This window comes from Streptomyces spiroverticillatus, assembly GCA_014650415.1.
GTDB lineage: Bacteria > Actinomycetota > Actinomycetes > Streptomycetales > Streptomycetaceae > Streptomyces > Streptomyces spiroverticillatus.
On record BMUX01000024.1, the window covers coordinates 71058 to 91719 of the forward strand.

Annotated in this window: 24 protein-coding genes and 1 pseudogene; 13 read left to right on the top strand and 12 right to left on the bottom strand. The window is 68.6% G+C overall.

Annotated features, from left to right (window positions below):
- Positions 1-182 precede the first annotated feature (182 nt).
- Positions 183-1118: a hypothetical protein gene (locus tag IE269_RS38120; RefSeq protein ID WP_189827903.1), complete on the bottom strand. Its 936-nt coding sequence runs from the start codon at positions 1116-1118 to the stop codon at positions 183-185.
- 225 nt (positions 1119-1343) lie between these two features.
- The gene (locus IE269_RS38125; RefSeq protein WP_189827904.1) at positions 1344-1610 is read right to left on the bottom strand and encodes a hypothetical protein; all 267 of its coding nucleotides are present in this window, start codon (positions 1608-1610) and stop codon (positions 1344-1346) included.
- A 130-nt stretch (positions 1611-1740) separates the two neighbouring features.
- On the opposite strand from IE269_RS38125, the gene tgmA reads away from it, so the two are divergent.
- The 3 genes from tgmA to tgmC are packed head-to-tail and all read left to right on the top strand — an operon-like array spanning position 1741 to position 4068.
- On the top strand, positions 1741-1980 hold the full coding sequence (gene tgmA / locus IE269_RS38130; protein WP_229898470.1) for a putative ATP-grasp-modified RiPP: 240 nt from the start codon (positions 1741-1743) through the stop codon (positions 1978-1980).
- Positions 1977-2942 carry an ATP-grasp ribosomal peptide maturase gene (gene tgmB, locus IE269_RS38135; RefSeq protein ID WP_189827906.1) on the top strand — a complete coding sequence of 322 codons (966 nt, stop codon included), beginning with the start codon at positions 1977-1979 and terminating at the stop codon, positions 2940-2942. Before tgmA ends, tgmB begins: the two co-directional genes overlap by 4 nt.
- Positions 2932-4068 (top strand): ATP-grasp peptide maturase system methyltransferase, encoded by a 1137-nt coding sequence (gene tgmC / locus IE269_RS38140; protein WP_189827907.1) that lies wholly within the window; start codon positions 2932-2934, stop codon positions 4066-4068. The genes tgmB and tgmC overlap by 11 nt, the downstream gene beginning before the upstream one ends.
- Positions 4069-4273: 205 nt before the next feature.
- On the opposite strand, the gene IE269_RS38145 is transcribed toward tgmC, so the two are convergent.
- Positions 4274-4825, bottom strand: coding sequence for a hypothetical protein (locus tag IE269_RS38145; protein ID WP_189827908.1), 552 nt, complete (start codon positions 4823-4825; stop codon positions 4274-4276).
- Positions 4826-5151: 326 nt separating this feature from the next.
- Between IE269_RS38145 and IE269_RS38150 the strand changes: the two genes are divergently transcribed.
- The 3 genes from IE269_RS38150 (at position 5152) to IE269_RS38160 (ending at position 7077) form a co-directional block, all read left to right on the top strand.
- Positions 5152-5964: a hypothetical protein gene (locus tag IE269_RS38150; protein ID WP_189827909.1), complete on the top strand. Its 813-nt coding sequence runs from the start codon at positions 5152-5154 to the stop codon at positions 5962-5964.
- Between the two features lie 81 nt (positions 5965-6045).
- Positions 6046-6528 carry a hypothetical protein gene (locus IE269_RS38155; RefSeq protein WP_189827910.1) on the top strand — a complete coding sequence of 161 codons (483 nt, stop codon included), beginning with the start codon at positions 6046-6048 and terminating at the stop codon, positions 6526-6528.
- A gap of 321 nt (positions 6529-6849) precedes the next feature.
- A complete protein-coding gene (locus IE269_RS38160) occupies positions 6850-7077 on the top strand; it encodes a hypothetical protein (RefSeq protein WP_189827911.1) in 228 nt (75 codons plus the stop codon).
- Between the two features lie 446 nt (positions 7078-7523).
- Here IE269_RS38160 and IE269_RS38165 read toward each other — a convergent pair whose 3' ends face one another.
- Together IE269_RS38165 and IE269_RS38170 are read right to left on the bottom strand one after the other, a co-directional pair.
- A complete protein-coding gene (locus tag IE269_RS38165) occupies positions 7524-8171 on the bottom strand; it encodes a fasciclin domain-containing protein (RefSeq protein ID WP_189827930.1) in 648 nt (215 codons plus the stop codon).
- A gap of 131 nt (positions 8172-8302) precedes the next feature.
- Complete coding sequence (locus IE269_RS38170) at positions 8303-9907, bottom strand: sulfite oxidase (RefSeq protein ID WP_438817659.1); 1605 nt, start codon at positions 9905-9907, stop codon at positions 8303-8305.
- A 902-nt stretch (positions 9908-10809) separates the two neighbouring features.
- Between IE269_RS38170 and IE269_RS38175 the strand changes: the two genes are divergently transcribed.
- The 5 genes from IE269_RS38175 to tatA all read left to right on the top strand — a co-directional run bounded on the left by IE269_RS38175 (position 10810) and on the right by tatA (position 13558).
- A complete protein-coding gene (locus tag IE269_RS38175; RefSeq protein ID WP_189827931.1) occupies positions 10810-11499 on the top strand; it encodes a ferritin-like domain-containing protein in 690 nt (229 codons plus the stop codon).
- Positions 11496-12272, top strand: coding sequence for a ferritin-like domain-containing protein (locus tag IE269_RS38180; RefSeq protein ID WP_229898471.1), 777 nt, complete (start codon positions 11496-11498; stop codon positions 12270-12272). The genes IE269_RS38175 and IE269_RS38180 overlap by 4 nt, the downstream gene beginning before the upstream one ends.
- A gap of 179 nt (positions 12273-12451) precedes the next feature.
- On the top strand, positions 12452-12808 hold the full coding sequence (locus tag IE269_RS38185) for a cupredoxin domain-containing protein (RefSeq protein ID WP_189827913.1): 357 nt from the start codon (positions 12452-12454) through the stop codon (positions 12806-12808).
- Positions 12809-12824: 16 nt separating this feature from the next.
- Positions 12825-13217 carry a DoxX family protein gene (locus IE269_RS38190; protein ID WP_189827914.1) on the top strand — a complete coding sequence of 131 codons (393 nt, stop codon included), beginning with the start codon at positions 12825-12827 and terminating at the stop codon, positions 13215-13217.
- 68 nt (positions 13218-13285) lie between these two features.
- The gene (gene tatA, locus IE269_RS38195) at positions 13286-13558 is read left to right on the top strand and encodes a Sec-independent protein translocase subunit TatA (RefSeq protein ID WP_189827915.1); all 273 of its coding nucleotides are present in this window, start codon (positions 13286-13288) and stop codon (positions 13556-13558) included.
- A gap of 72 nt (positions 13559-13630) precedes the next feature.
- Here tatA and IE269_RS38200 read toward each other — a convergent pair whose 3' ends face one another.
- Complete coding sequence (locus IE269_RS38200) at positions 13631-14350, bottom strand: class F sortase (RefSeq protein ID WP_189827916.1); 720 nt, start codon at positions 14348-14350, stop codon at positions 13631-13633.
- Positions 14351-14363: 13 nt separating this feature from the next.
- Positions 14364-15146 carry a hypothetical protein gene (locus IE269_RS38205; protein WP_189827917.1) on the bottom strand — a complete coding sequence of 261 codons (783 nt, stop codon included), beginning with the start codon at positions 15144-15146 and terminating at the stop codon, positions 14364-14366.
- Between the two features lie 116 nt (positions 15147-15262).
- Here IE269_RS38205 and IE269_RS38210 point away from each other — a divergent pair, with 116 nt between their 5' ends.
- On the top strand, positions 15263-16156 hold the full coding sequence (locus tag IE269_RS38210) for a polymorphic toxin-type HINT domain-containing protein (protein WP_189827918.1): 894 nt from the start codon (positions 15263-15265) through the stop codon (positions 16154-16156).
- 53 nt (positions 16157-16209) lie between these two features.
- Here the strand turns inward: IE269_RS38210 and IE269_RS38215 are convergent, their stop codons facing one another.
- The 5 genes from IE269_RS38215 to IE269_RS38235 form a co-directional block, all read right to left on the bottom strand.
- Positions 16210-17199, bottom strand: a complete 990-nt coding sequence (locus IE269_RS38215) for a sigma-70 family RNA polymerase sigma factor (RefSeq protein ID WP_229898472.1) — start codon at positions 17197-17199, stop codon at positions 16210-16212.
- Between the two features lie 356 nt (positions 17200-17555).
- Positions 17556-18014 (bottom strand): hypothetical protein, encoded by a 459-nt coding sequence (locus tag IE269_RS38220; RefSeq protein ID WP_189827919.1) that lies wholly within the window; start codon positions 18012-18014, stop codon positions 17556-17558.
- On the bottom strand, positions 18011-18448 hold the full coding sequence (locus tag IE269_RS38225) for a NucA/NucB deoxyribonuclease domain-containing protein (protein WP_189827934.1): 438 nt from the start codon (positions 18446-18448) through the stop codon (positions 18011-18013). The genes IE269_RS38220 and IE269_RS38225 overlap by 4 nt, the downstream gene beginning before the upstream one ends.
- Positions 18405-18932 carry a hypothetical protein gene (locus IE269_RS38230; RefSeq protein ID WP_189827920.1) on the bottom strand — a complete coding sequence of 176 codons (528 nt, stop codon included), beginning with the start codon at positions 18930-18932 and terminating at the stop codon, positions 18405-18407. Before IE269_RS38230 ends, IE269_RS38225 begins: the two co-directional genes overlap by 44 nt.
- Before the next feature lie 3 nt (positions 18933-18935).
- Complete coding sequence (locus IE269_RS38235; RefSeq protein WP_189827921.1) at positions 18936-19472, bottom strand: zinc metalloprotease; 537 nt, start codon at positions 19470-19472, stop codon at positions 18936-18938.
- Positions 19473-19901: 429 nt separating this feature from the next.
- On the opposite strand from IE269_RS38235, the pseudogene IE269_RS38240 reads away from it, so the two are divergent.
- Positions 19902-20556, top strand: a pseudogene (locus IE269_RS38240) (IS5 family transposase); the annotation flags it as partial.
- Positions 20557-20662: the final 106 nt, after the last annotated feature.

A 20662-nucleotide genomic window follows, 5' to 3' on the forward strand; every position in this document is an offset into this window, starting at 1 on the left:
CCATCACACCCGAGCACTCCTTGCTGGCGGGCCCCGGGGACACGGTGCCCCGGGAATCAAGGAAACCTGCTGCAAGGGATGCACCGGGCCTGTCAGCCTCCGCGGGCTCTGGTCCACTTGGTGTGGAGTGGTGGCGCTCGATCAGGAGCTGTGATGGATTCTTCGCGTTCAAGGTCGCGGTGTTATCGAGACCGGTTGGCCAGGGGAGGAAGGGTCAGTGCCCACCATTGCCGGCATGTGCGGGGAGTCTGCAGGAAGATGTCCGGGCCCCGGCAGATGCGGCGGGCGTAACGTCTGACGGGGTCGCCGTTCGGGAAGATGAGGCTTTCACGGTCGGTGATTACCGCTTCGTCGGCCGTCAGGTGGAGGTGGTGGACGGTATCCGCCCGGGTGGTCCGGCCTCGCTCGTTCCCTGCGAGCAGGAGTAGCCGGTCATCCCGAATTGCCAGGCCGCGTGGTGTCGAGACTGGCAGGTCGCGGACGCGGAGCACTCCGGTGGGGTCCGTTGAGGCGAGCGGTGCACCGGGCCAGTACATCGCGTGGACTGCGGAGTCGGAGACGTTGACGGTGCTGACCTCCGCCACGAGGTGGTGCGGCTCCGGAGGATGCAGGAACCAGGCGGGGTTGCCTCTGGCATCCCAGCGGACCAGGGCGCCGGTACTGACGCGGTCGCCGCCGTAGATCCCTTCACCGGCGTACCCGGTCCAGAAGCCGGCCCGGCGGTCCGCGAGCAGGAGAGTAAGGCGCGTACCAATCGGGAATCGGCGCCGGGAACGGCCGTCCGGGCCGAAGATCTGGCCGGACCGCGCATGGGGCCCTCCGCCGCCGGATAGGACGAAACCGCCGCCCGAAAGGGCATCGAAGGCGACCGGGTCCACGGCCACTCCGTGGAGGGGCTGTTCACGGATCTCGCCTCGGTCGCTCACGACGACGACGGCATTGAAGGGCAGCTTCAGGGGGGCCGGTACATCCCGGCCGGCCCACCGATGGGGGAAACGGGCGTCAGGGCAGATCAGCCAGAGAGCACGGCCCCGCGCATCGATCGTGGAGGCCAGCACCTTCCGTTCGTCGTACTGCCGAGGCAACAGTGCGTAAGGACGCAGTGCCACCTTCGTCAAAAGACCACCTCGCGGGCGAAGGAATGAAACTGATCCATGATCACATGCTCACTCGCGCTGCTGTTCCCGGCCCCGGCTTTGGTGCTCATGACAAGAGGGCGTGCTTACGGAGAAGTACGGCGGCGGAAGCGGGAGAACATTTCCCGATGATGCCACGGCCGCCTCCGGCGTCGGCCGGAGGCATCTGTCCCGTGATCACGGCCTTGGGCGCGCTCCGTCCAGCCGTCACCACTGCGGGCTCCCGTCCCCAAGCTGGGCGCGAGTGAGGAGTGCGAGCGGCCGTGGGTTGCCGAGGATGTTCGCATCCCTGGACGCCGCCCGCAGCTCCCTCTCAAGACACGCCACCGCTTCCCGGTACCGTCGCCCTCCCCGGTCACGGAGTGTGTCAGCCTGCCCGTACGCCTCCAGCACCAGCCGGGTCCCGAACTGGGCGACGTCGTCCAGCTCAGGCCACACCCCGGCGAGCACCGCATCGGTAGAAAGCTGCCCCATCAGCTCCCTGATGAAGTCGTGGCGCTGCCGCCAGCCGTACGGCTCCGGGCCGGGCGGCACCCACTACGCCCCCTGTCCATGCGCCTCGGACCGGCGGCAGACTGTGCCCACCAACGTGACGGAGGTTCCAGTGACCGAGGCAGTGACTCCCTGGGGCACGACCCGTATGCGGCCCTACCCGGCAACTGTTGTTCTTCCCGCTGCGGAGGTCGTCCTCGACCCCGTCACGCAGACGGGACGGTGGGACGGGCCGGGCGTGACGACGATGGACCGGCACAAGCGGTCCGAGACCAGCAACGAGACGAAGACGCAGACCAGTTCGGACGGGAACACCGACGAGGGCTCGGACCAGTCGGGGGACTCCGATTGACCCCGTCGGTGCTGGTGGTCTCCCGGCTCGATGACGTCACGGCCGACAGCGTCATCGAGGAGCTGAACCGGCGGCGCGTGCCCGTCGTACGGCTGGACCCCGGGGACTTCCCGGCGGAGGTGACCGTCAACGCCCGCCTCGACCACGACGGGATGCACGGCAGCCTGCGCACCCCTACCCGCCTCGCCCTCCTGGAGGAGGTACAGGCGGTGTACTGGCGGCGGCCCCGGCCGTATACGGCCCCGCCCGGCCTGGACGAGCAGAGCGCCCGGTGGTGCCGCGAGGAAGCCCGCTACGGGCTCGGCGGAATCCTCGCCGCGCTGCCCCACGCCCACTACGTCAACCACCCCGTCCGCAACCAGGAAGCCGAGTACAAACCTGCCCAGCTCGCCGCCGCCGCCCGGTGCGGCTTCGACGTCCCGCCGACCCTGCTCACCAACGACGAGCACGCCGCCCGCGGCTTCGCCCGTGAGCACGGGCCGGTGGTCTACAAACCGCTGCGCAACACCGGCTACCAGAGCGCGGACGGGCGGGCCCTGACCGTGTGGGTGGAGGAGGTCGACCCCGCCGAGCTGAACGCCGGCGTCACCTCGACCATGCACCTGTTCCAGAAGCGGGTACCGGCGGTGGCGCACCTGCGGGTGACGGTGGTCGGCGAGGAGGTGTTCACCGTGCGGATCGACGGCTCGCCCGGTCTGGACTGGCGCCGCCACTACCCGGATCTCACCTACACCCTCGTCGACACTCCGCCGGTTCTGGCCAAGCAGGTGCGCGCCTACCTGGACGCCTTTGGGCTCGTCTTCGGCGCCTTCGACTTCGGCCTGGACGCCGAGGGCCGCACCTGGTGGTACGAGTGCAACCCGAACGGGCAGTTCGCCTGGTTCCCCCCGCCCATCACCGGCAGGATCATCACCGCCCTCGCCGACCAGCTCCAGCACGCAGGAGAGACCCGTGTCCGCTGACCCCACCGCGCTCCGCCTCACCCTCGCCGAGCAGGTCGCGTCCGCCCAACCCGAACTCGACCCCGGATGGGGTGCCGCCGTCGCAGCCGTCCCACGTGAGGTGTTCCTCGGCGCGCACGCCTTCCGGCCCACCGGTGCCGGATGGGAGCCCGTGCACCGGGCGCAGGTGGGCGAGGAGGAGTGGCTGCGGATGGTCTACGCCGACCGGACCTGGGTCACCCAGGTCGACGGGAGGGACGCCGCCCACGCCGCCGGCCCCGTTGTGGGCAGCCCCACCTCCTCGGCGACGCTCCCCTCCCTGGTGGTGCGTACCGCCCAGGTGGCGGGGTTGCGCCCCGGTCAGAAGGTCCTCGAAGTGGGGACCGGCACCGGGTACTCCACCGCCGTCCTCTCCCACCGGCTCGGCGTGCAGCACGTCGTCAGCATCGAGTACGACGAACACCTCGCGGCCAGCGCCGCCGCCCACCTGCACACCGCCGGATACACGCCGACGCTCGCCACCGGCGACGGCCTCCAAGGGTGCAAGGAGCACGCCGACTACGACGCGATCATCGCGACCTGTGCGGTGCGGTCCCTGCCGCCCTCCTGGTTCTTCCAGCTCAACGACGGCGGCACCATTACCACCACGATCTCCGGCTGGATGCTCGCCGCGGGCCTGATCCGCCTCACCCTCGACGACGAAGGCACCGCCCGCGGCCGGTTCGAGAGCGACACCATCTCGTACATGCTCGCCCGCCCCCACGAACGCCCCCCCGCCCCCCGCTTCTTCCCCCTGGACGGCGACACCCGCACCACCGACACAGACCCCGCACTCCTCGCATCGTGGACAGGCCGGTTCGTGGCCCAACTCGGTTGCCCTTCAGCAGAGTTGATGACCACCAGTACCGGCATCATCCTGCACGACGTCGCCACCGGGTCCCAGGCATGGACCGAAACCCGCGGACCGTCATGGACGGTGCACCAGCACGGACCCCTCCGCCTCTGGGACCAGGTCGAAGACGCCCTGACCACGTGGCAGAAGGCCGGGACCCCCGACCTTCCCGACTTCGGAATGACCGCGACCCCCTCCGAGCAAACCGTATGGATCGGCTCCCCCACCGGACCACGCTGGCAGCTGCCGCTCTGACAGAATCCGGCCCGCACGACCCCCTCCACGCCGCGCCCGCCCCGGCAAGACGACGTCCCCACCGCTTGTGACGTGAGGCAGTACGACAGATCCTGGACACCGCCACCTGGTGGGCACCCGAGCCCGCGGACAACGCCACCGCCCTCGTCACCGATCTACCAGGCGGCCGGTGGCGAGGGGCCGCAGTCCGGTGAGAGGGTGTCGTTCAGCTTGTCGTGGGCCAGACCTGGAGCAGGTAGTGCTCGGCGATGGGCTCGTCCTCCTCCTGGACACCGTCGGGGTGGAGTGTCCGCCCTTGTGCGTGAAGCCGCATACGGTAGTTACCCGGTCCGTTGAAGGCCAGGTTGACCTCGTAGGCTTCCAGATCGTCGGACTCCTCGTCGGGGCCCATCGCGGTGGCGAGGTGGGTGACTCCGAGGGTGGAGGTGTAGTCGAATGCGGCGACGTCTTCCCACGGCCGCGAGCTGTCCGCGGCAAGCGGGTCGGGTGCCAGGTCGAAGGAGATCATCGCCGGCCCCGCGCTGATTCCCGCCAGGGCGACAGCATGGTCCACCCCGCCGGCGACCAGACCGTTGTTCCCGGCCGCGGAGACGGTGCGGTTCTTCACGCGGTCGAGGTCATCGTCTTCCAGGAGGTAGAACTGGTTCTCCGCCACAGCGAACCGGTAGGGGCCTTGCAGCATCTGCTCACTCCCAGGGAGGTCGGGGTCGGGTGGGACGCCCACGACGCTGCCGCTGCTGCTATTTCTGGTGAACATCCAGAGTGCCGATCATCACTGAACACTGCCGGAACTGTTCTTCGCCAGCGAAGATGGTCGAAGCCGATCCCTTGACCAGGGCCGACTATGTTTGTTGGCAAGGGCTTTGAGGTGTGTGCGCCGATAACCGAAGCTCCTCCCAGGGCGTGAGTCGACGACGACTGCATCGGGTGTACTGCCGGAATGGCGATCAGGTTCGTCGCAGGCATCAATCCCTGCATGGATGGGTGTTGGCCAGGTCGGAGCCCTGGGCTTTCGTGGATATTCCTTGACCAGTGGGTTCGTGTCGCTGAAAGTGGCCCTACTGATCGACTGGGGCGGGAAGCATGACGCACGACGACTACGCTGACCACTGCGAGGAGCTCTTCGCAGTGGGTGGATTCACCGAGGTTCGCAAGCAGGCCGAAGCCGGCCTGGAGGAACTCGGGCCCGACCCGGTGCTCTACCGGTGGCTCGGCCTCGCACACGCGGCGGAGGACGAGGACGACCACGACACCGAGGCGGAGAAGGCATACAAGGCCGGGCTCGCACAGTGGCCGGACGACCTTGGACTGCTCGTCTCCTACCTGGAACTGTGCCTGCGGGCCGACCAGTGGGCGCACCCCGGGCGCAGCAGTCGGGCGGGCATGCTCAAGGAGCGGATCGCCGTGCTGGCTCCGAAGGGCTCGCCAGAGGCGGCACGGGTGGAGGACGCACTCGGCTGGGCCGGCCGCGGCTACTGGCAGGACGTGCGGGCGAGGACGGCAACCGCACGAGTCGAGCGGGCGACTCTGGCGTCCCACAGCCTCGATGTCGCCGAAGCGCTGGAGCGGGGCGCCCAAGCGCCCGCGCATCCCGAGGACCTGCGGGCCGCCGAGGTGGCAGCCGCACTGGAACTGCTGGATGGGTCGTGGCGGGCCCCGCTCCGGCTCATGGTCCGCCACCGCGTGGCCGCGTACGTCGCCACCTTCATGCTGGTCCTCGCCACCAACCAGGCACTGGTGCTGAGCGGGACCCTTTCCTACAGCATGTGGGGCTGGATCTGGTACGCGCCCATCCTGCTGGCCGAATCGAAGCTCAGACAAGCCCGGCGGCTGGCCCGGCAGCGGGTGATCGGCGCGATGGAGGACCGGCACGCCGAAACCGCCGCCGCGGGCTAGGACTTGTCTGACAATGATGATGTTGCGGTGGCAGCCATCCTCCGGAGACGTGGGGGAATTGCGTGTGGGAAGGTCATCGGTGTGATCAACCACCATGGCGGCTCGGCCCGCGAACTCGTACTCGTGGGTGAACTGAGCCCTGCTGACCTCGAATTTCTTCACCGCGAGGCGCTTCGCGTTCTGCGCTCCGGCATCGACGCTGCCAACCTCGACGCCTACAGCGACGATGACTGGCCACCCGCGGTGCTGCGTTCGCACGAGCACGCGCTGTCCCTGGCCAGGGAGGCGGTGGCAGATGGCGCTCGTTCCCGACGTGCCGATCCTGGGATGGGCATCGACATCGACGTCCGTGACGACGCGCAGTTCGAGCTGCTGTTGGACCTGGTTCCCCACACGATCAATGCCGAAGGCTGGCGAGGGGACCAGTTGGTCTTCAGCGCCAGTGACTCGGGAACCTCACTGTGGATGGTCGTCACGCAGGGACAGGAGGCAGAACTCCTGTCCCGACTGGAAGCGCAAGGGATCCGCCCGACCGCACTTGCCGTCCAGCCACCCGGCCGCTGAGACGCATGAGCGGAATCATGCCTCAACACCATTTTTCATACCGCCCGTTCGGCCTGGCGTCCGATGCCAGTCACCCCGCGGGAGCGCCCGCCTTCCTGCGTTCACACCGGGGTGCAGCAGCAGGTAAGCGTCCTGTACGGCGGCAATCGGGACGCCGCCGCAACCGAGGTCTGGGTGCAATTCCACCGACAGAAGCCTGCCCCCGCCCACCAGAATCCCGACCACCCCGGGACCCCTGTAGACGGAGTTATCCACAGGGGTCGCGGGGTGCCGACACCTCGCTCTACCGTGCTCCCACTGTTGATCGCAGGGAGGCGCGCGATGGTGTTCGAAGAGCTGGCGAGCGAAATCATGGCGGAACTGCCCACGCGGGCACTCGGAGAGGTGCTGGCGCTCGAGATCGTGCGGACGAACCCGCGGGCATGGCCATGCGTCGCCGACGAAGGCTCCTGCGAGGAAATCCGAGAGGCGTGGGGCACCCTCGCGTGGGTGCAGTATGAGCCCCTCGACGGGACGGTGGAGATCCGGGAGATCGGGTGGGCGGGGTAGCTCCGGCTCCCTCGACCACTGGCCGCTCTCTCCGGCCGAGGCCGAGGTGCGGGCGACAGCGCCGCTCCTCGGCCACCTGGGCCAGTAACACGGTGGGCTGATTGCGGACGTTGAAGCCAGGCGATCTTTCAGACCGCCTGAGACTTCCGACAGATACACCCCGGGCATCCACGACATCGCCCTCTTTGTACGGGGTACCGAGGCCGTCGGCCGGCAAGACGAATAGGGCTTGTCCAGCCGATCACGTGACTGCTCCCCGCCGCGGCCGTTGATGTGGTTGCCCAGCCCCGCGCCAACGCAGGACACGTGGTCTGCCACACGTGCCGCGAGAACCCCGCCCACCTCCACCGCACGAGATTGCCGTGCGTGCGCCCCTCTGCGGCCCACAGACGGCGTCCCGCCTCGGTTGCAGAGGCGGGACGGCGGATTCCTGCCCGCTTGCCGGACTACTTCGGCATCAGGACGGTGTCGACGATGTAGACGGTGGCGTTGGCGGTGGGTACGTTGCCGCAGACCACGGATGACGTGCCGTTGACCTTGTAGGACTCGCCGGAGCCCGCGGTGGTGAGGGTGGACTTCTCCAGGGTCGGGTAGGTGCCGCTCTCCAGCTGCTTGGGGGTGAGCTTCTGGCCGACGACGTGGTAGGTGAGGATCTTGGTCAGGGTGGCCTTGTCGGCGAGGACCTTGTCGAGGTCGGCCTTGGGGATCTTGGCGAAGGCCTCGTTGGTCGGGGCGAACACCGTGATGTCCTTGGCGTTGTTCAGGGTGTCGACGAGGCCGGCCTTCTTGACCGCGGTGACCAGGGTGGAGAGGTCCTTGTTGTTGGACGCGGCGGTGGCGACCGGATCCTTGGCCATGCCGTCGAAGCTGCCCGCGCCTTCGGCCGGGACACCGGCACAGGCGGGGCCGAAGGGCTTGTCCGGCGCCATGGCGTTAGCGGCGTCGGACGACGGGGCCGCGGGCTCGGATGCGGCGGACGAAGAAGCGTTGTCCTTCTTGTCCTTGTCCGTGTCGCCGCACGCGGTGAGCGTGAGGGGAAGGATCGCGACGGCGGACACGGCGAGGGCGGCACGGCGGAAGACGCGGGCGTTCATCATGACTGCTCCTGATAGTTGTGGGCTTGGTGGATATGGGATTCGACAGAAAGAGGTCTGCTGCTGCGAGAGCCGCGGCGGGGGTGGTCTGATCGGCGGCGTGTGACGGTCGGTCCGCCTGGGTTGGTGTCTCATTGGACGGTGAGGACGACGGAGTGCCAGCCGGTCGCCCCGTTGGGGACGGTCCCGACGCGTTCCTCGGTCTGGGTGGTGCCGGTCCGGTCGGTGGCGCGGACGGTGAGTGTGTGGCCGCCGGAGGTGGCCTTCCAGGGGAGCGACCACTGGCGCCAGGTGTCGGTGGTGTCCTCGGCCGCGAGGTCGGCGCGCTGCCAGGGCCCGTCGTCGACGCGTACTTCGACCTTGTCGATGCCACGGTGCTGGGCCCAGGCGACTCCGGCGACCATGATGGTGCCCGCCTTCGGTGTGGCGAAGGGCTTGGGGGTGTCGATGCGCGACTGGGTCTTGATGGGTGCGCGCTGCGACCAGGAGCGTTTCACCCAGTACGGGTCGTAGTCGACGAAGGTAGTGAGTTCGATGTCCTGGATCCACTTGCACGCCGAGACGTAGCCGTAGAGACCGGGCACCACCATCCGAACGGGGAATCCGTGGTCGAAGGGCAGGGGTTCGCCGTTCATGCCGACGGCGAGCAGGGCGTCCCGGCCGTCCATGAGGTCCTCGACCGGGCTGCCGATCGTCATGCCGTCCACGGAACGGGCCACCAGCTGGTCGGCGGACCCGCCGCGGGAGGGCGGTTTCACCCCGGCCTCCTTGAGCAGCGCGGCCAGAGGGACGCCGATCCAGCGGGCGTTGCCCGCGTACGGGCCGCCGACCTCGTTGGACACACAGGTCAGGGTGATGTGACGTTCGATCAAGGGCCGGTCGAGCAGGTCCTGGTAGGTGAGGGTGAGCGGGCGGGTCACGCCCTTGCCGTGGATCGTCAGCTTCCACGCGGTGGCGTCGACCTTCGGCACGACCAGCGCGGTGTCGACCCGGTAGAAGTCCTTGTTCGGGGTGACGAACGGGCTGATCCCGGGAGTGTGCAGGGCAGCCCCCGAGGGGATCGGACGGGCCTGCGAGGCCGGACGGGGCAGGACGACGCCGGCCCGTGAAGCGGTGGCTCCGGCGCCCCGGGAGGCGTTGAGCGACCTCCCGAGGAACCCCGCCCCCGCCGAGGCCACGGCCGCGGCACCGGCCGCGATCACGAACCCGCGACGATCCCAGCCCGCCGGGCGACCGACCGTGTCACCACGTGTATCGCCCTCTGCGGGTGCGGAGCTGGGCAGAGTGCGGGTAAGCAGTACCACCAGGTAGTACAGGAGGCCCGCCGCGCAGAGCGCCCCCACCACCGACGGCAGGGCGTCGACTGGGCCGGTGGAGTCGGGGCGGGTGGTGGCGGCGACCGCGCCCACCACACCGAACAGCAGGACTCCGGCCGCGCCGGCACGCCGGAAGCGGACCGCCAGTACACCGATCACGATCGAGAACAGCGCCAGCACCGCGAGGATACCCAGCTGCAGCACTAGCTTGTCGTTGGTCCCGAACTGGCGGATCGCCCAGTCCTTGACAGCGACGGGTGTCCGGTCGATCGCCGCTCCCCCGACCGCGATCACCGGTCCCGCCTCGGGCCGCACCGCCGCCGCGACGAGCTCGGCGACCGCCAGCGCGGAAAAGCCCGCCAGCAGCCCGGAAAGGGCGGCAAGCGGCACCCGTACGCCTCTGCTCAGGATGTTGCTCACGTGAATGCTTCGGAACGGCTCCCTCCGCGGATGGGTCATCCCTCGAAATTGATGAAAAGAGACCTACGGGAAGTCACCAGAGTGGACATACAGGACTTTTTCCGCCGAACGCGCGATTCAACGTGGCACGGCAATCCGATCAAGGAACCGTGACGAATATTTCCCGTGCGAACTCGCTCATCACGTCTCGCACGGCTGCGCTGCACCCAAGTACCAAGTCCGTCGCACGATCGGAGACGCCATGGCCGAGGACACCGCGGGAACCTCAATCACCACTCCACCGGCACGGACAGTGGTTCCAGCCGACCTGACCGGACATGCGGAACTCCCGGACCCCGGCAGGAGGCAGAACGACGGACCGGCCCTGGCGCGCTTGAGGCAGGCAGTCCTGAGGCAGATCAAGAACGTTCCGCAAGAACCGGCACTCCCGACACCCGAGCGGCAGGATCCAGTGGTCGGTGAGGCCGTGGGCAGAACCGCGCAAGAATCCTTCAGGGCCGACAGTCCCCCGTCGCGCACCCGCAAGGGCACGAACTGGCGTGCCTGGGCCAGCTCCAGAAAACGGCGCTGCCCCTGACAGCCTGGCCTCCCTGTTCTGCGGCTTCGCCGTCTACGCACCCACGTGAGGAAGCCCTACGTCACGCCTGCGTCGTTGTGGGTGGGTGCCAGACCCCTTTCGACGTCGTCGCAGAACGGCTCGACCGGGTAAGCCCGCACGGTATCCACGGCACAGCGTTCGCAGGCAGGACGTGTGACGTCCCTGTGCCCTGTACCCCGGAGCCTGCGGGCCGCAGGCCCATACGGGTGACATGTGCGGGGGTCGCCAATCCTGGACGTCCCGTGTCGCGAACTTCCCGCAGATCGTCCGCATCGGTGCGGGCGCGAGGAAGAGATGGGGCGTGATGGGCGTACAGCGCATCGATACCCGGCTGCTGAAGCAACTGAGCGAACAGTCGCAGGACTTGAACAGCGACGCCATGCGGCTGACGCACGGCTCGCTCGTCGGGATGGACCGGACCGTGTCCCGGGACGACATCCGGGCCCTGCAGACCGCGGCGTCGCTGGAGAACCTGGCCGTCAGTGTGTACCGGACGGCTGCCGGGCTGCCGTTCATCAAGCACGGCAACAGGACGGTCGCGGCCTTCATCGCCACGACGATCACCCAGCACTCGGCGCACGCGCGTGCCTTCAACGCCGCTGCCATGAACGCGGGCGGCGTCGCACAGACCGCGGTGAATCCGAAGTACGCGGCCGTGGTGAAGCAGGCGCTGCCCGGGATCAAGGGCCCGGCCGACGTGGTCGCGCTGGCCGTCACGCTGGAGGACGCCGCCACCCAGACGTACGTCAAGAACACCGGCGAGGTCCGCGACGTACAGCTGCGCAAGCTGTTCGCGAGCGTCGCCCCCGTCGAGGCCCAGCACCGGGCGACCCTGCTGGCCGTCCAGGCGCTCCTGGGCGCCGGCCGCCCCGAACTCGTCGCCATCCCCACCGACGTGTCCAAACTGCCCGCCGCCGCCGGTTCCGTTGCCTTCCCCCAGGCGTTCTACCCGAGCAAGAACGCCTCCCCGGTCACCGAAGGAGCCGTCAAGTGAGCACCCGCCGCCAGGACGAGGACCTGCACATCAGCGAGCACGACCTGCTGCGCCTGACCGCCGACATGGAGGAGGCTCACCAGGCCACGCTCCCCGCCATGCAGGCGGGCACGGAAGAACTGGTCGAGGAGGTACGGACGGCGGACGTGCGACGTCGTGGGTTCCTCGTCGGAATCGGCGCCGCAGCGGCCGCGTTCGCGCTGACCGCTCGTTCCGGGGAGGCTCCCGCGTACGCGGCCGAGTCGTCACCGGTGGCCAAGCCGAGTCCGTACACGGGGGACTTGAAGGTCGTGGCGCTGGCGGTGGCACTGGAGAACCAGGCCGTCATGGCGTACGGAGCCGCGCTCAAGGCCGCCAAGGCCGGCCGGCTCGGCACGGTGCCGCCCGCGGTGGCGACCTTCGCGGTGACCGCGATGAACCAGCACGCCGCCCACGCCAAGGCCTGGAACGCGGTCCTGACCGGTGCCGGACGGCCCGCGATCAAGGGCGTCCCGCTGACCAACCAGGCCGCCACCCTCAAGGCCCTCGGCAAGGTCACCAGCGTCACCGGCGTCGCCCGCCTCGCCCTCTCCCTGGAGGAGCAGGCCGCGCAGACCTACAGTTTCGCCACCACCCACGTCACCAGCCCCGCGGGCATCAAGACCGCCGCAACCATCGCGCCGGTCGAGGCCCAGCACGCGGCCATCCTCCACTTCGTCCTTGGCGAGTACCCGGTCCAGGACACCTTCCTGCCCCTCGACAAGGCCGCCAAGCCCACCCTCCTCACCGTCTGACCGTCGGCCGGCTGTCCGCCGACCGCGCATGACACGGCCTGCAGCGGTGCCGCTGACCTTCCGGTGAGGTGACGGCGGCGGCACTCGCGGGGCGGTGATCCGTCCACAGCAGCACTGCTGCGGTTCACCGCCCCGCGTCCATGGTCCTCTCTGCCAGCTTCCCCGAGGAAGACCCACGCATGTCTCTTGCCCATCGCACCACGGTCCTTGCCCTTGTCGCGGCCTGTGCCGTACTCGCTCCCGCCACCGCCGGCCATGCCACCGCACAACCGCAACCGCCGAGCCCGGCGCGCATCGTGATCGAGAACTTCGGTTTCACTCCCGCCGTGCTGAAGGTCAGCCCGGGTCAGAAGGTCACCGTCGTGAACCGCGACGACGCTCCGCACACCGTCACCGCCGACGGACCCGCCACCTTCAACACGGGGACCATCACCGCCGGCGGCACCAAGACGTTCACCGCTCCCTTGCGCCACGGCAGTCACCCGTATTTCTGCAACATCCACCAGTTCATGGCGGGACGCCTCGATGTCCGCTGAGTACAGGCCAGACCTCATGGCACCCGCAGATCGCTGCGGGCCGGGCCAAGGCGAGGCACGTGTCCTGGGGCTCTTTCGTATCGTCGTCGCAGGACTCTTCGCCAGCCACGGCGTTGCCAGTCTGTTCGGCGTGCTGGGGCGCGACGCCGTACCGGTGAGGACCTGGCCCTACGGGTGGGCAGCGCTGATCGAGCTCGTCGGCGGGGTGCTCGTCGCGCTGGGGCTGTTCCTCCGCCCCGCGGCCTTGCTGTGTTCCGGGGCAATGGCCTTCGCCTACTTCACCGAACACCAGCCGCGAGGACTGCTGCCCCTGCAGAACGACGGCGAACCCGCTGCCCTCTTCTGCTGGTCCTTCCTCGTTCTGGCCACCCTGGCACCCCGAGCCCTGTCCCTACTCCCCCACCGGTAGACCTGCGACCGATTCCCCCCTCGTCGCCTGTCCGCGCATCCCGCCCTCGTCGAAGAAAGGGCTCGACCATGCTGCGTCAGCTCGGTGCCACCGAAATCCTCATCATCATCGCCGTCGCTCTGCTGCTGTTCGGCGCCAGAAGACTCCCGGACATGGCACGTTCACTCGGGAAGTCCGCCCGCATCCTCAAGAACGAGGCCCACACCTTGAAGACCCACAATCCCCCCGAGGCACATGCGACGCACAGGGGTGCGTCACCGGAAGACTCCGGTGACGCACCCTCGAGCCGCAACGCGCCGAACGGTTCGGATGCGCAGTCAATCGCATCCGCCAGCCGCTGAGCCCGCAACCACGCGTCAGCGACGGGCCTGCCGCAGTGACGCGCGAACTGCCTCGTGCTCTCGGAGTGTCTGTCAGCGGACGGCGATGAGTGAGGCGTAGACGACCACGTTGTCGCTGTAGCGGTGGGTCGTGCGGGAGTAGTCGCCCCCGCAGGTGATGAGGCGCAGTCCCGCATGGTCCAGGTTCTTGTAGACCTCCACGGTGGGGAACTTGTCCTTGGGGTAGCGGGCGGTGCGCTCGACAGCGAAGACGGCGGTACGTCCGTCTGCGCGGGTTATTTCGATGCGCTGGTCCTTCTTGAGTGCTCCCAGGCGCAGGAACACGGCGGGTTCGTCGTTCCAGGTGACGTGGCCCGCGATGACCGCCGGGCCCTTCTCACCGGGTGACGGGCCGGGGGTGAACCAGCCTGCCTTGTCGGGGTCGCGCGGTGTCTGCATCGCCCTGCGCGCGTCCAGCCCCAGCCGTTCCAGGGTCGAGCGGACGGCCAGCGCCGGAATGGAGAGGAGCTTCGGCGGCGACGGGGGGAGAACGGTGTCGTTGGCGGACGGGGTCGTGGAGGGGTGGTGGGAATGCCCGGACGGCGGCGCACTGCCTGCTGTCGTCGAGGTCGCCGGTGCGGCTTGCGGCGGCCCGGGTTCCTGGCGGGCCACACCGACGACCAGGATTGTCCCGGCGGCCACAGTGAGGGCGGCCGAGGCGGCGAGCAGCGCCCGCCGACGGCGATTCGTACCAGCGCTGTCGGCGGCGAGGTGCTGCCAGGTCTTCTCCGCCCGGGACGGTGTTCCGGTCATGACCGGCCCCGACTCAACGGGTCTGGGCGGTGTGACGCCGGCGTGCCACGGCGAACGTTCCTGCCGCTCCGGCGAGACCTGCGCCGCCGAGCAGGAGCAGGGCGGGTGATTCGATGCCGCTGGTGGTACCCGTACCGGTTTCGACCCCTCCGACGGGGACGGAGCCGACGGCCGCGCCCTCGATCATGCCGCAGCTCGCGGGGGCCGTGGCCTCCTGCGGCAGCTTGGGGTCGAGTTCGCTCTTGCCCTGGGAGAAGTCGTACTTCTTGTTCTCGTTCGGGTCGATGCCGTGCTGCACGACGTGCAGGTCCTTGAGGTGATCGGCCGCGGTCTGCGACACCGTGATCGTCCGTTCGTAGGACAGCCGTCCCTGCGCGTCGGCGACCGGCATCCGGTCCACGGCGAGACCACTGGCCTTGCTGGTGTCGCCCTTGGTGGTGAGCGAGATGTTGATGTCGCCGTAGTCCGGAATGCCCTCGGCGGTGGTGACAAGGCCGTCGCCGTTCTTGTCCGCCGCGGCGGTGGGGCAGTGGAAGTCGTGCCCGTCGGTGGAGCCGTGCAGGTGCTGCGCGTGCGGAAGGCCGGGGGCCAGGCCGTCGGCCTCGATCTTCACGCTGAGCCTGGTGCCGGTCAGCGTCAGCATGACGACACCGCTGGCCCTGCTGTCGTTCAGTTGCTTCAGGCCGACCTGGTAGCTCTGGCCGTCGGCCGCACCGGCGGTCCCGGCGAGGCCGAGGACAAGGGCCGCGGGCAGTGCGACAAGTGCGGTGAGGCGGGCGGTGCTTCGGGTGATCACGATCGTTCGACCTCCAACAAGAAGGGAACCGTCCGGCGGAAGGCGCTCGGGCGGGCTGAACGTGGTTCACCGGTTTCGCCGTCCAGGGACCAGGGGTACGAAGACCGATCTGATGTGTGATTCGAAGCCGTACGGCACGCGGATGGGTCCCGATCCGCTCTTGTCGGCATGCGGACCATCCCCCAAGGACCAGGACGGCGCTGCACGCACCGTGCCGGGTTGATCTGTATGTCGGCCCGTTCCGGCACCGCGGTAGCGATATCACCGTCGAGAGCGGCAGCGAACGTGCCGCCCCCGATGGCACCACCCGAAAGGGCACTGGCGTTCCAGTCGATCTGGCCGAACTCGCGTCTCCACCAGGAGACGAAGGCAATCAGGTCGGCACCGGCACTCTGATCGCCACGGAAGGCCATCCCTTTTGGGTTCCCGAGCTCGGCAAGTGGCCCGATGCGGGCGACCTTCAGCCGGGCCAATGGCTGTGGACGAGCGCTGGCACTTGGGTACAGATCACCGTGGTGGAGAAGTTCGCACAGAACGCCAGTGTGCGAAATCTGACGGTCGCAAATATCCATACGTTTTACGTAGCCGCTGGCATCTCTACCGCTCCGGTCCACAACTGCAACGCAAAGAGAGAAGCAGAGGTTCCCATCCCCGATTGGGCAACCACCGATGAGGTGAAGCAGTTCGCTGCATACGTCGATGCTGTGAACGATGCCATCAAGCGCGGGCAGATGTCCTCTGCGGGTCGCGTATCAGCTGCCGGTAGCATCCGCCGTCAGGCAGCTCGCGAAGCAGCAGCTGAGCGGATCCGGGCGAAAGACGCTGGCAGCCCATACTCAGGCGTTGCCGGGCACGCCCCCGATGCAATGTGGTTGGGTCACGGAAAGCCGCCGAACTGGATCGACATGACCAAGCGTGTCAATAGCAGCCTTTCGGGCCAGGGACAGCGTTGTGCCATAGGCTGCAAGGCCAAGAAATTCGTACTAGTGGTCAACAGGAGTGCGCCATGACGGATTGGACGGCACTTTCAGAGTGCGTGCCGGCGGGTGGGAGGTGATTCCGGTCAGGCACGAGTACCGGTGAGGGAAACCTTGTCCAAGTGGGCCGGCAAGCCGAAGAGCGGGAATAGGCGCTCGGTGTCACGGAAGGCCGTGATACCGGTGATCCGGTCGCCAGAAAACTCGACGACCTGCAGCGCCCAGGGAAGGTAGCCGGTGCCGTCCGGGTGGGGTCGGTACTGCCCGAAGGCGGGGGAGCCGTTCGCCGCAGTCGGGACCAGACGCGAGCCACGGCAGCCGATCGCGGGGCCATTGAGCCACGCCTGGATGTCGGGCACACCGCGCATCCATTTCGCGTACGGGGGCAGGCACAGCGTGGCGTCGACGTGGAGAAGCATGTTCAGCTCCTCCATGTCGTAGCAGGAGAAGGCCTTGGCGTAGCGCTCGGCCAGCAGTTGACGGATTCCGTCGTCGCACGGCCGGACGGCCGGCACGTCCGTTGTCCGGCGGCGGTCGGCAAGCGTGGCGCGGGCCCGCTGCAGGGCGCTGTTGGCCGACGCGACGGTGGAGCCGTGCAAGTCGGCGACCTCACGAGCCGAAAAGCCCAGCACGTCCCGCAGAATCAGTGTGGCCCGCTGCCTGGGCGGCAGGTGCTGCAGCGTGGCGACGAACGCCAGCCGCACGGACTCGCGCGACGCCGCGGAAGCCTCCGGATCACCGCCAGGGCAGGGCCCCACCCACAGGGCGGCATCCTCCGGCGGTGCAGGAGACGAGCTGCCCTCGCTCGGGCCGGACAGATCCATCGGCAGCGCCCGCCGCTTGCCCGAGGCAATGGCATCCAGACAGACGTTGGTGGCGATGCGGTACACCCACGTCCTCAGCGCAGACCGGCCCTCGAAGTGATCGAGGCTCCGCCATGCCCGGACCAGCGTCTCCTGTACGGCGTCCTCGGCCTCGGCGTACGAGCCCAACATCCGGTAGCAGTACCCGGTCAGCTCCCCCCGGAACTCCTCAAACTGCTCCACCGCTGCGCCCGCCGCCGAGACGTCCCCCACACCGCACTCCTTAAGGCAGAAAGTTCCAGGTCACTGGCCTCAGGCACCACTGTAGGGCCGGGTTGGAACGAGATGATCAGGGGCCCTGACTGGGAAGCTGAGCGCCGTAGCTGGCCAGAGGGGCCAGCTACGGCGCTCGGTCACAGGAGCTGATCGAGGTCGCCGCCGAACCCGGCCCCGCCGCGGAACAGCATGTTCGCGAGGCTGGCTGATCACGCAGATCGTGGCGCTCGCCCGCGACGCCGGCCGCCTGCATCATCGACCGCGGCCAAGTCCTGCGCGCCGACATCACCGCAGCGGGCGCGACATGCGCCGCACTCGCCCGTGCGCGCGCTGACGGCCAACGCCTGGTCGGCTCAGGGTGCGGGCGACGGCCAGATCTGCAGGAAGTAGTGCTCACCGGATTCCTCGTCGGGGCCGGTGGTATCAAGGGCTTCCGCACGTACGCGGCCACGGTTGTGGAGGCGTAGGTGGTACGGGCCCGGGCCCCGAGGCGTGAGGTTGGGGAGATCTTCGAGGGGGCCCTCCTCGTAGCCATGGACGAGGAGCGTACCGGTGGTGGAGGTCAGCGTGGCCTCGGTGATGTGTTCCCAGTCGCCCGGGGCGGGGCCGGGGTCGGTGTCGGCCGACTGGACGCTGAGATGGATGTTGCCGGTATGCAGTCCGGTCACCACGAGCGCCGCGTCGTCCGCGACGGCCAGGATTTCGTCGTGGGCGGCGTCGGGCGTGGGGGTGAGGCCGATGCCGAGGTCGGGGTCGGCGAGGTAGAACTGCCGGTACTCCACCCACACTTCGACGGGCCCGGTGGCGCTCACGTGACGTCCACCCAGAACGCGTCACCGTCCAGGATCCGGTGGTCCTTGTACGCCTTGAGGAGGTACTGGGAGCCGCCCGCGGCGCTGTTGTGCTGCGCGGTGATCATGCGGCGGCTGAAGGTGCCGGTGGCGCCGCCTTCCTTGGTGGAGGCGAAGGGGTACTCGTCGCAGCTCTGCCCCGGGGGGCGGGTCAGCTTGGACGGGCAGGCGGCGCCGCGGTTCTTGGCGCATCGGCCCGGTGGGCGGACCGGAGGCGGGGCACCGGGCGAGGGTGACCACCGCGCCGACAGGGCCGCACGATCGCGTGAGAGCGCGAGACTGCCAAGAGGGCCGTGGGCCTGCCCGGCCGGGCCCCAGAAGCTCTGCGGCCCGGCCGTGACGAGGCCGCTGTCAGCACTGATCGGGCTTGGGCGGAACCGCCCTGCTGCGGAGATACTGCGCCCAGGCCGCGGTCGCCGTCTTGGGGCTCGGAGCGGCTTCCGCGTAGAGGGCGTAGCCGTCGCCGTAGCTGCCGCCCAGGTAGAAGCCGACGATGTACTGGTGGCCGGGGAGGAGCAGGTCGTAGCGGCTGGTGCCCTCGCCGATGACGTAGGAGCCGTCGGGTTTGGTGTCGACGGACTGGCCGAGGTCGAAGGTGGCGGGGGGCGTGCCCTTCAGGGTCTTGTCCGTGCGGACGGCGACGGTCTGGACGCCCCCGGGGGTGTCGCGTTCTTCGGCCACGAAGCCCCGCTTGCCGGTCACGGTGACCAGCGCGACGTTCTGGCTCGCGACGGCCACGTACTCGGGGCGGGAGAGATCCGGAGCGCACAGGGTGTGGGAGGGGGTCTCCTCTTCCCACCAGGTGTAGCCCGCCCAGCCCCCGGCGGTGAGCGCGCAGACCGCGACGAGGCCGGTGAACAGTGTGAAGGTGTGTCGCATGGGCTATCCCCAGAGCTTTCGGTAGCTGGCCTTGTCGACCTCGGTGGGGGCCTGGAGCGGGCCGTCGGGCGGCTGCTCCCGCCACATGATGGTCAGCGTTCTATCCGACTTGTGGCACAGCCCCAGTGCGTGCCCCAGTTCGTGGGTGGCGGTGGACCGCCGGGCGTCCCGGTTGTTGAACGGACGCATCTCGAGCGTCCGCTTGTTGAAGTAGATGATGTCGACGCCGGGGTAGGCCTTCCATCGGCCCAGGCGGCCGTCCGTGGACGTTTCGTCCCGCCATTCCAGGTCGTTGATGGAAGAGGCGTTGTCCGGGGCGATCTTCACTCTGCTCAGGGGGCCGGTTTTCTGGTACCACTTGGCCACCGCCCAGCGCAGGGCGTCGTTGTACCCGCTGTCGTCTTCCCAGAGCAGTTCCTTGCCGTCCACGCTGGAGTCCCCGCGGGTCTCCGTCGGGTCGTCCTTGAGGTCCACGCACGCGGCGACGGGGGCGGCAGCGCGCTGCAGGGCGTGGCCGCCGCCGGCGCCCAGCACCGTCATGACCACAGCGATGATTCCCACGAAGAGCCGAGGACGGGCAGACAGCAGTAGCGGCATATCCCTCTCAACGAGAGTTACACCGTCCCGTTATGCATCACCCCGGGCTGCCGCCGGCTCCTGCGGGCAGGAAGCACGGCGTTCTTCACCGGTCCAGCGGCCAGGAACTGACGACATGCTCCCTGCCGTGAACCCGCTCGACCAGAGCGATGGCAGCCCCGGGCCGGGCGTAGAGCCCAACCCACCCGCGGAACGTTGAGCTGCCGGCGTCCGTCAGTCCCTGCCGCAGCCGCACGAAACGGACGCTGCCGTGGCTATCTCGGGTACCGAAAAGGCGTCAGGCACGTTGACCGAACCAACTCGCGCGTTCTCGCTGGTCAGTTGGGGTTTCTGCTAGCTTCCCGGCATGCCCGGTGAACAGCGTCCCGGCAGGGATCTACCTGGCAGCAGCTGCCTTCGGCGTCGTTCGAGCCGTCGGGGGAGACGGCTCACCGGCGGTTCTCCGAGTGGTCGAAGGCCCGTGTGTGGGCCAGACTCCACCGCCTGGTCCTCGACGGACTCGGCGCTCGCGGCGGGCTGGACTGGTCGCGGTGCGCGATCGACTCGGTGAACATGCGGGCCTTGAAAAGGGGATCTGACAGGTCCGCATCCTGTGGACCGGGGCAGGTACGGATCGAGGATCTACCTAATCACGGAACGGTCCGGTCTGCCCATCTCTGTCGGCATCTCCGCAGCTAACCTGCACGACAGCCGGGCCTTGATCCCGCTCGTGAAGGGCATCCCGCCGATCCGCTCGCGCCGCGGTCGGCGGCGGCGCAAGCCCGGCAAACTCCATGCCGACAAGGGCTACGACTATGCCCACCTGCGGCGATGGTTACGCGGCCGGGGCATCGCCCACCGCATCGCCCACAAGGGGGTCGAGTCCTCACAGCGTCTGGGCCGCCATCGCTGGACCGTCGAACGCACGATGGCCTGGCTCGCCGGCTGCCGCCGGCTCCACCGCCGCTACGAACGCAAAGCCGACCACTTACTCGCCTTCACCAGCATCGCCTGCACCCTCATCTGCTACCGCAGACTAGCCAAATGAGATGACTTCTAACTGAGCGTTTCGCCCTGTCTCATTTACGTTCAGGATGTTTTGGAGGTTCGGCGGCGCCGGGGCAGGAGGTGCAGTTGAGTTGCGAGACTGCGCG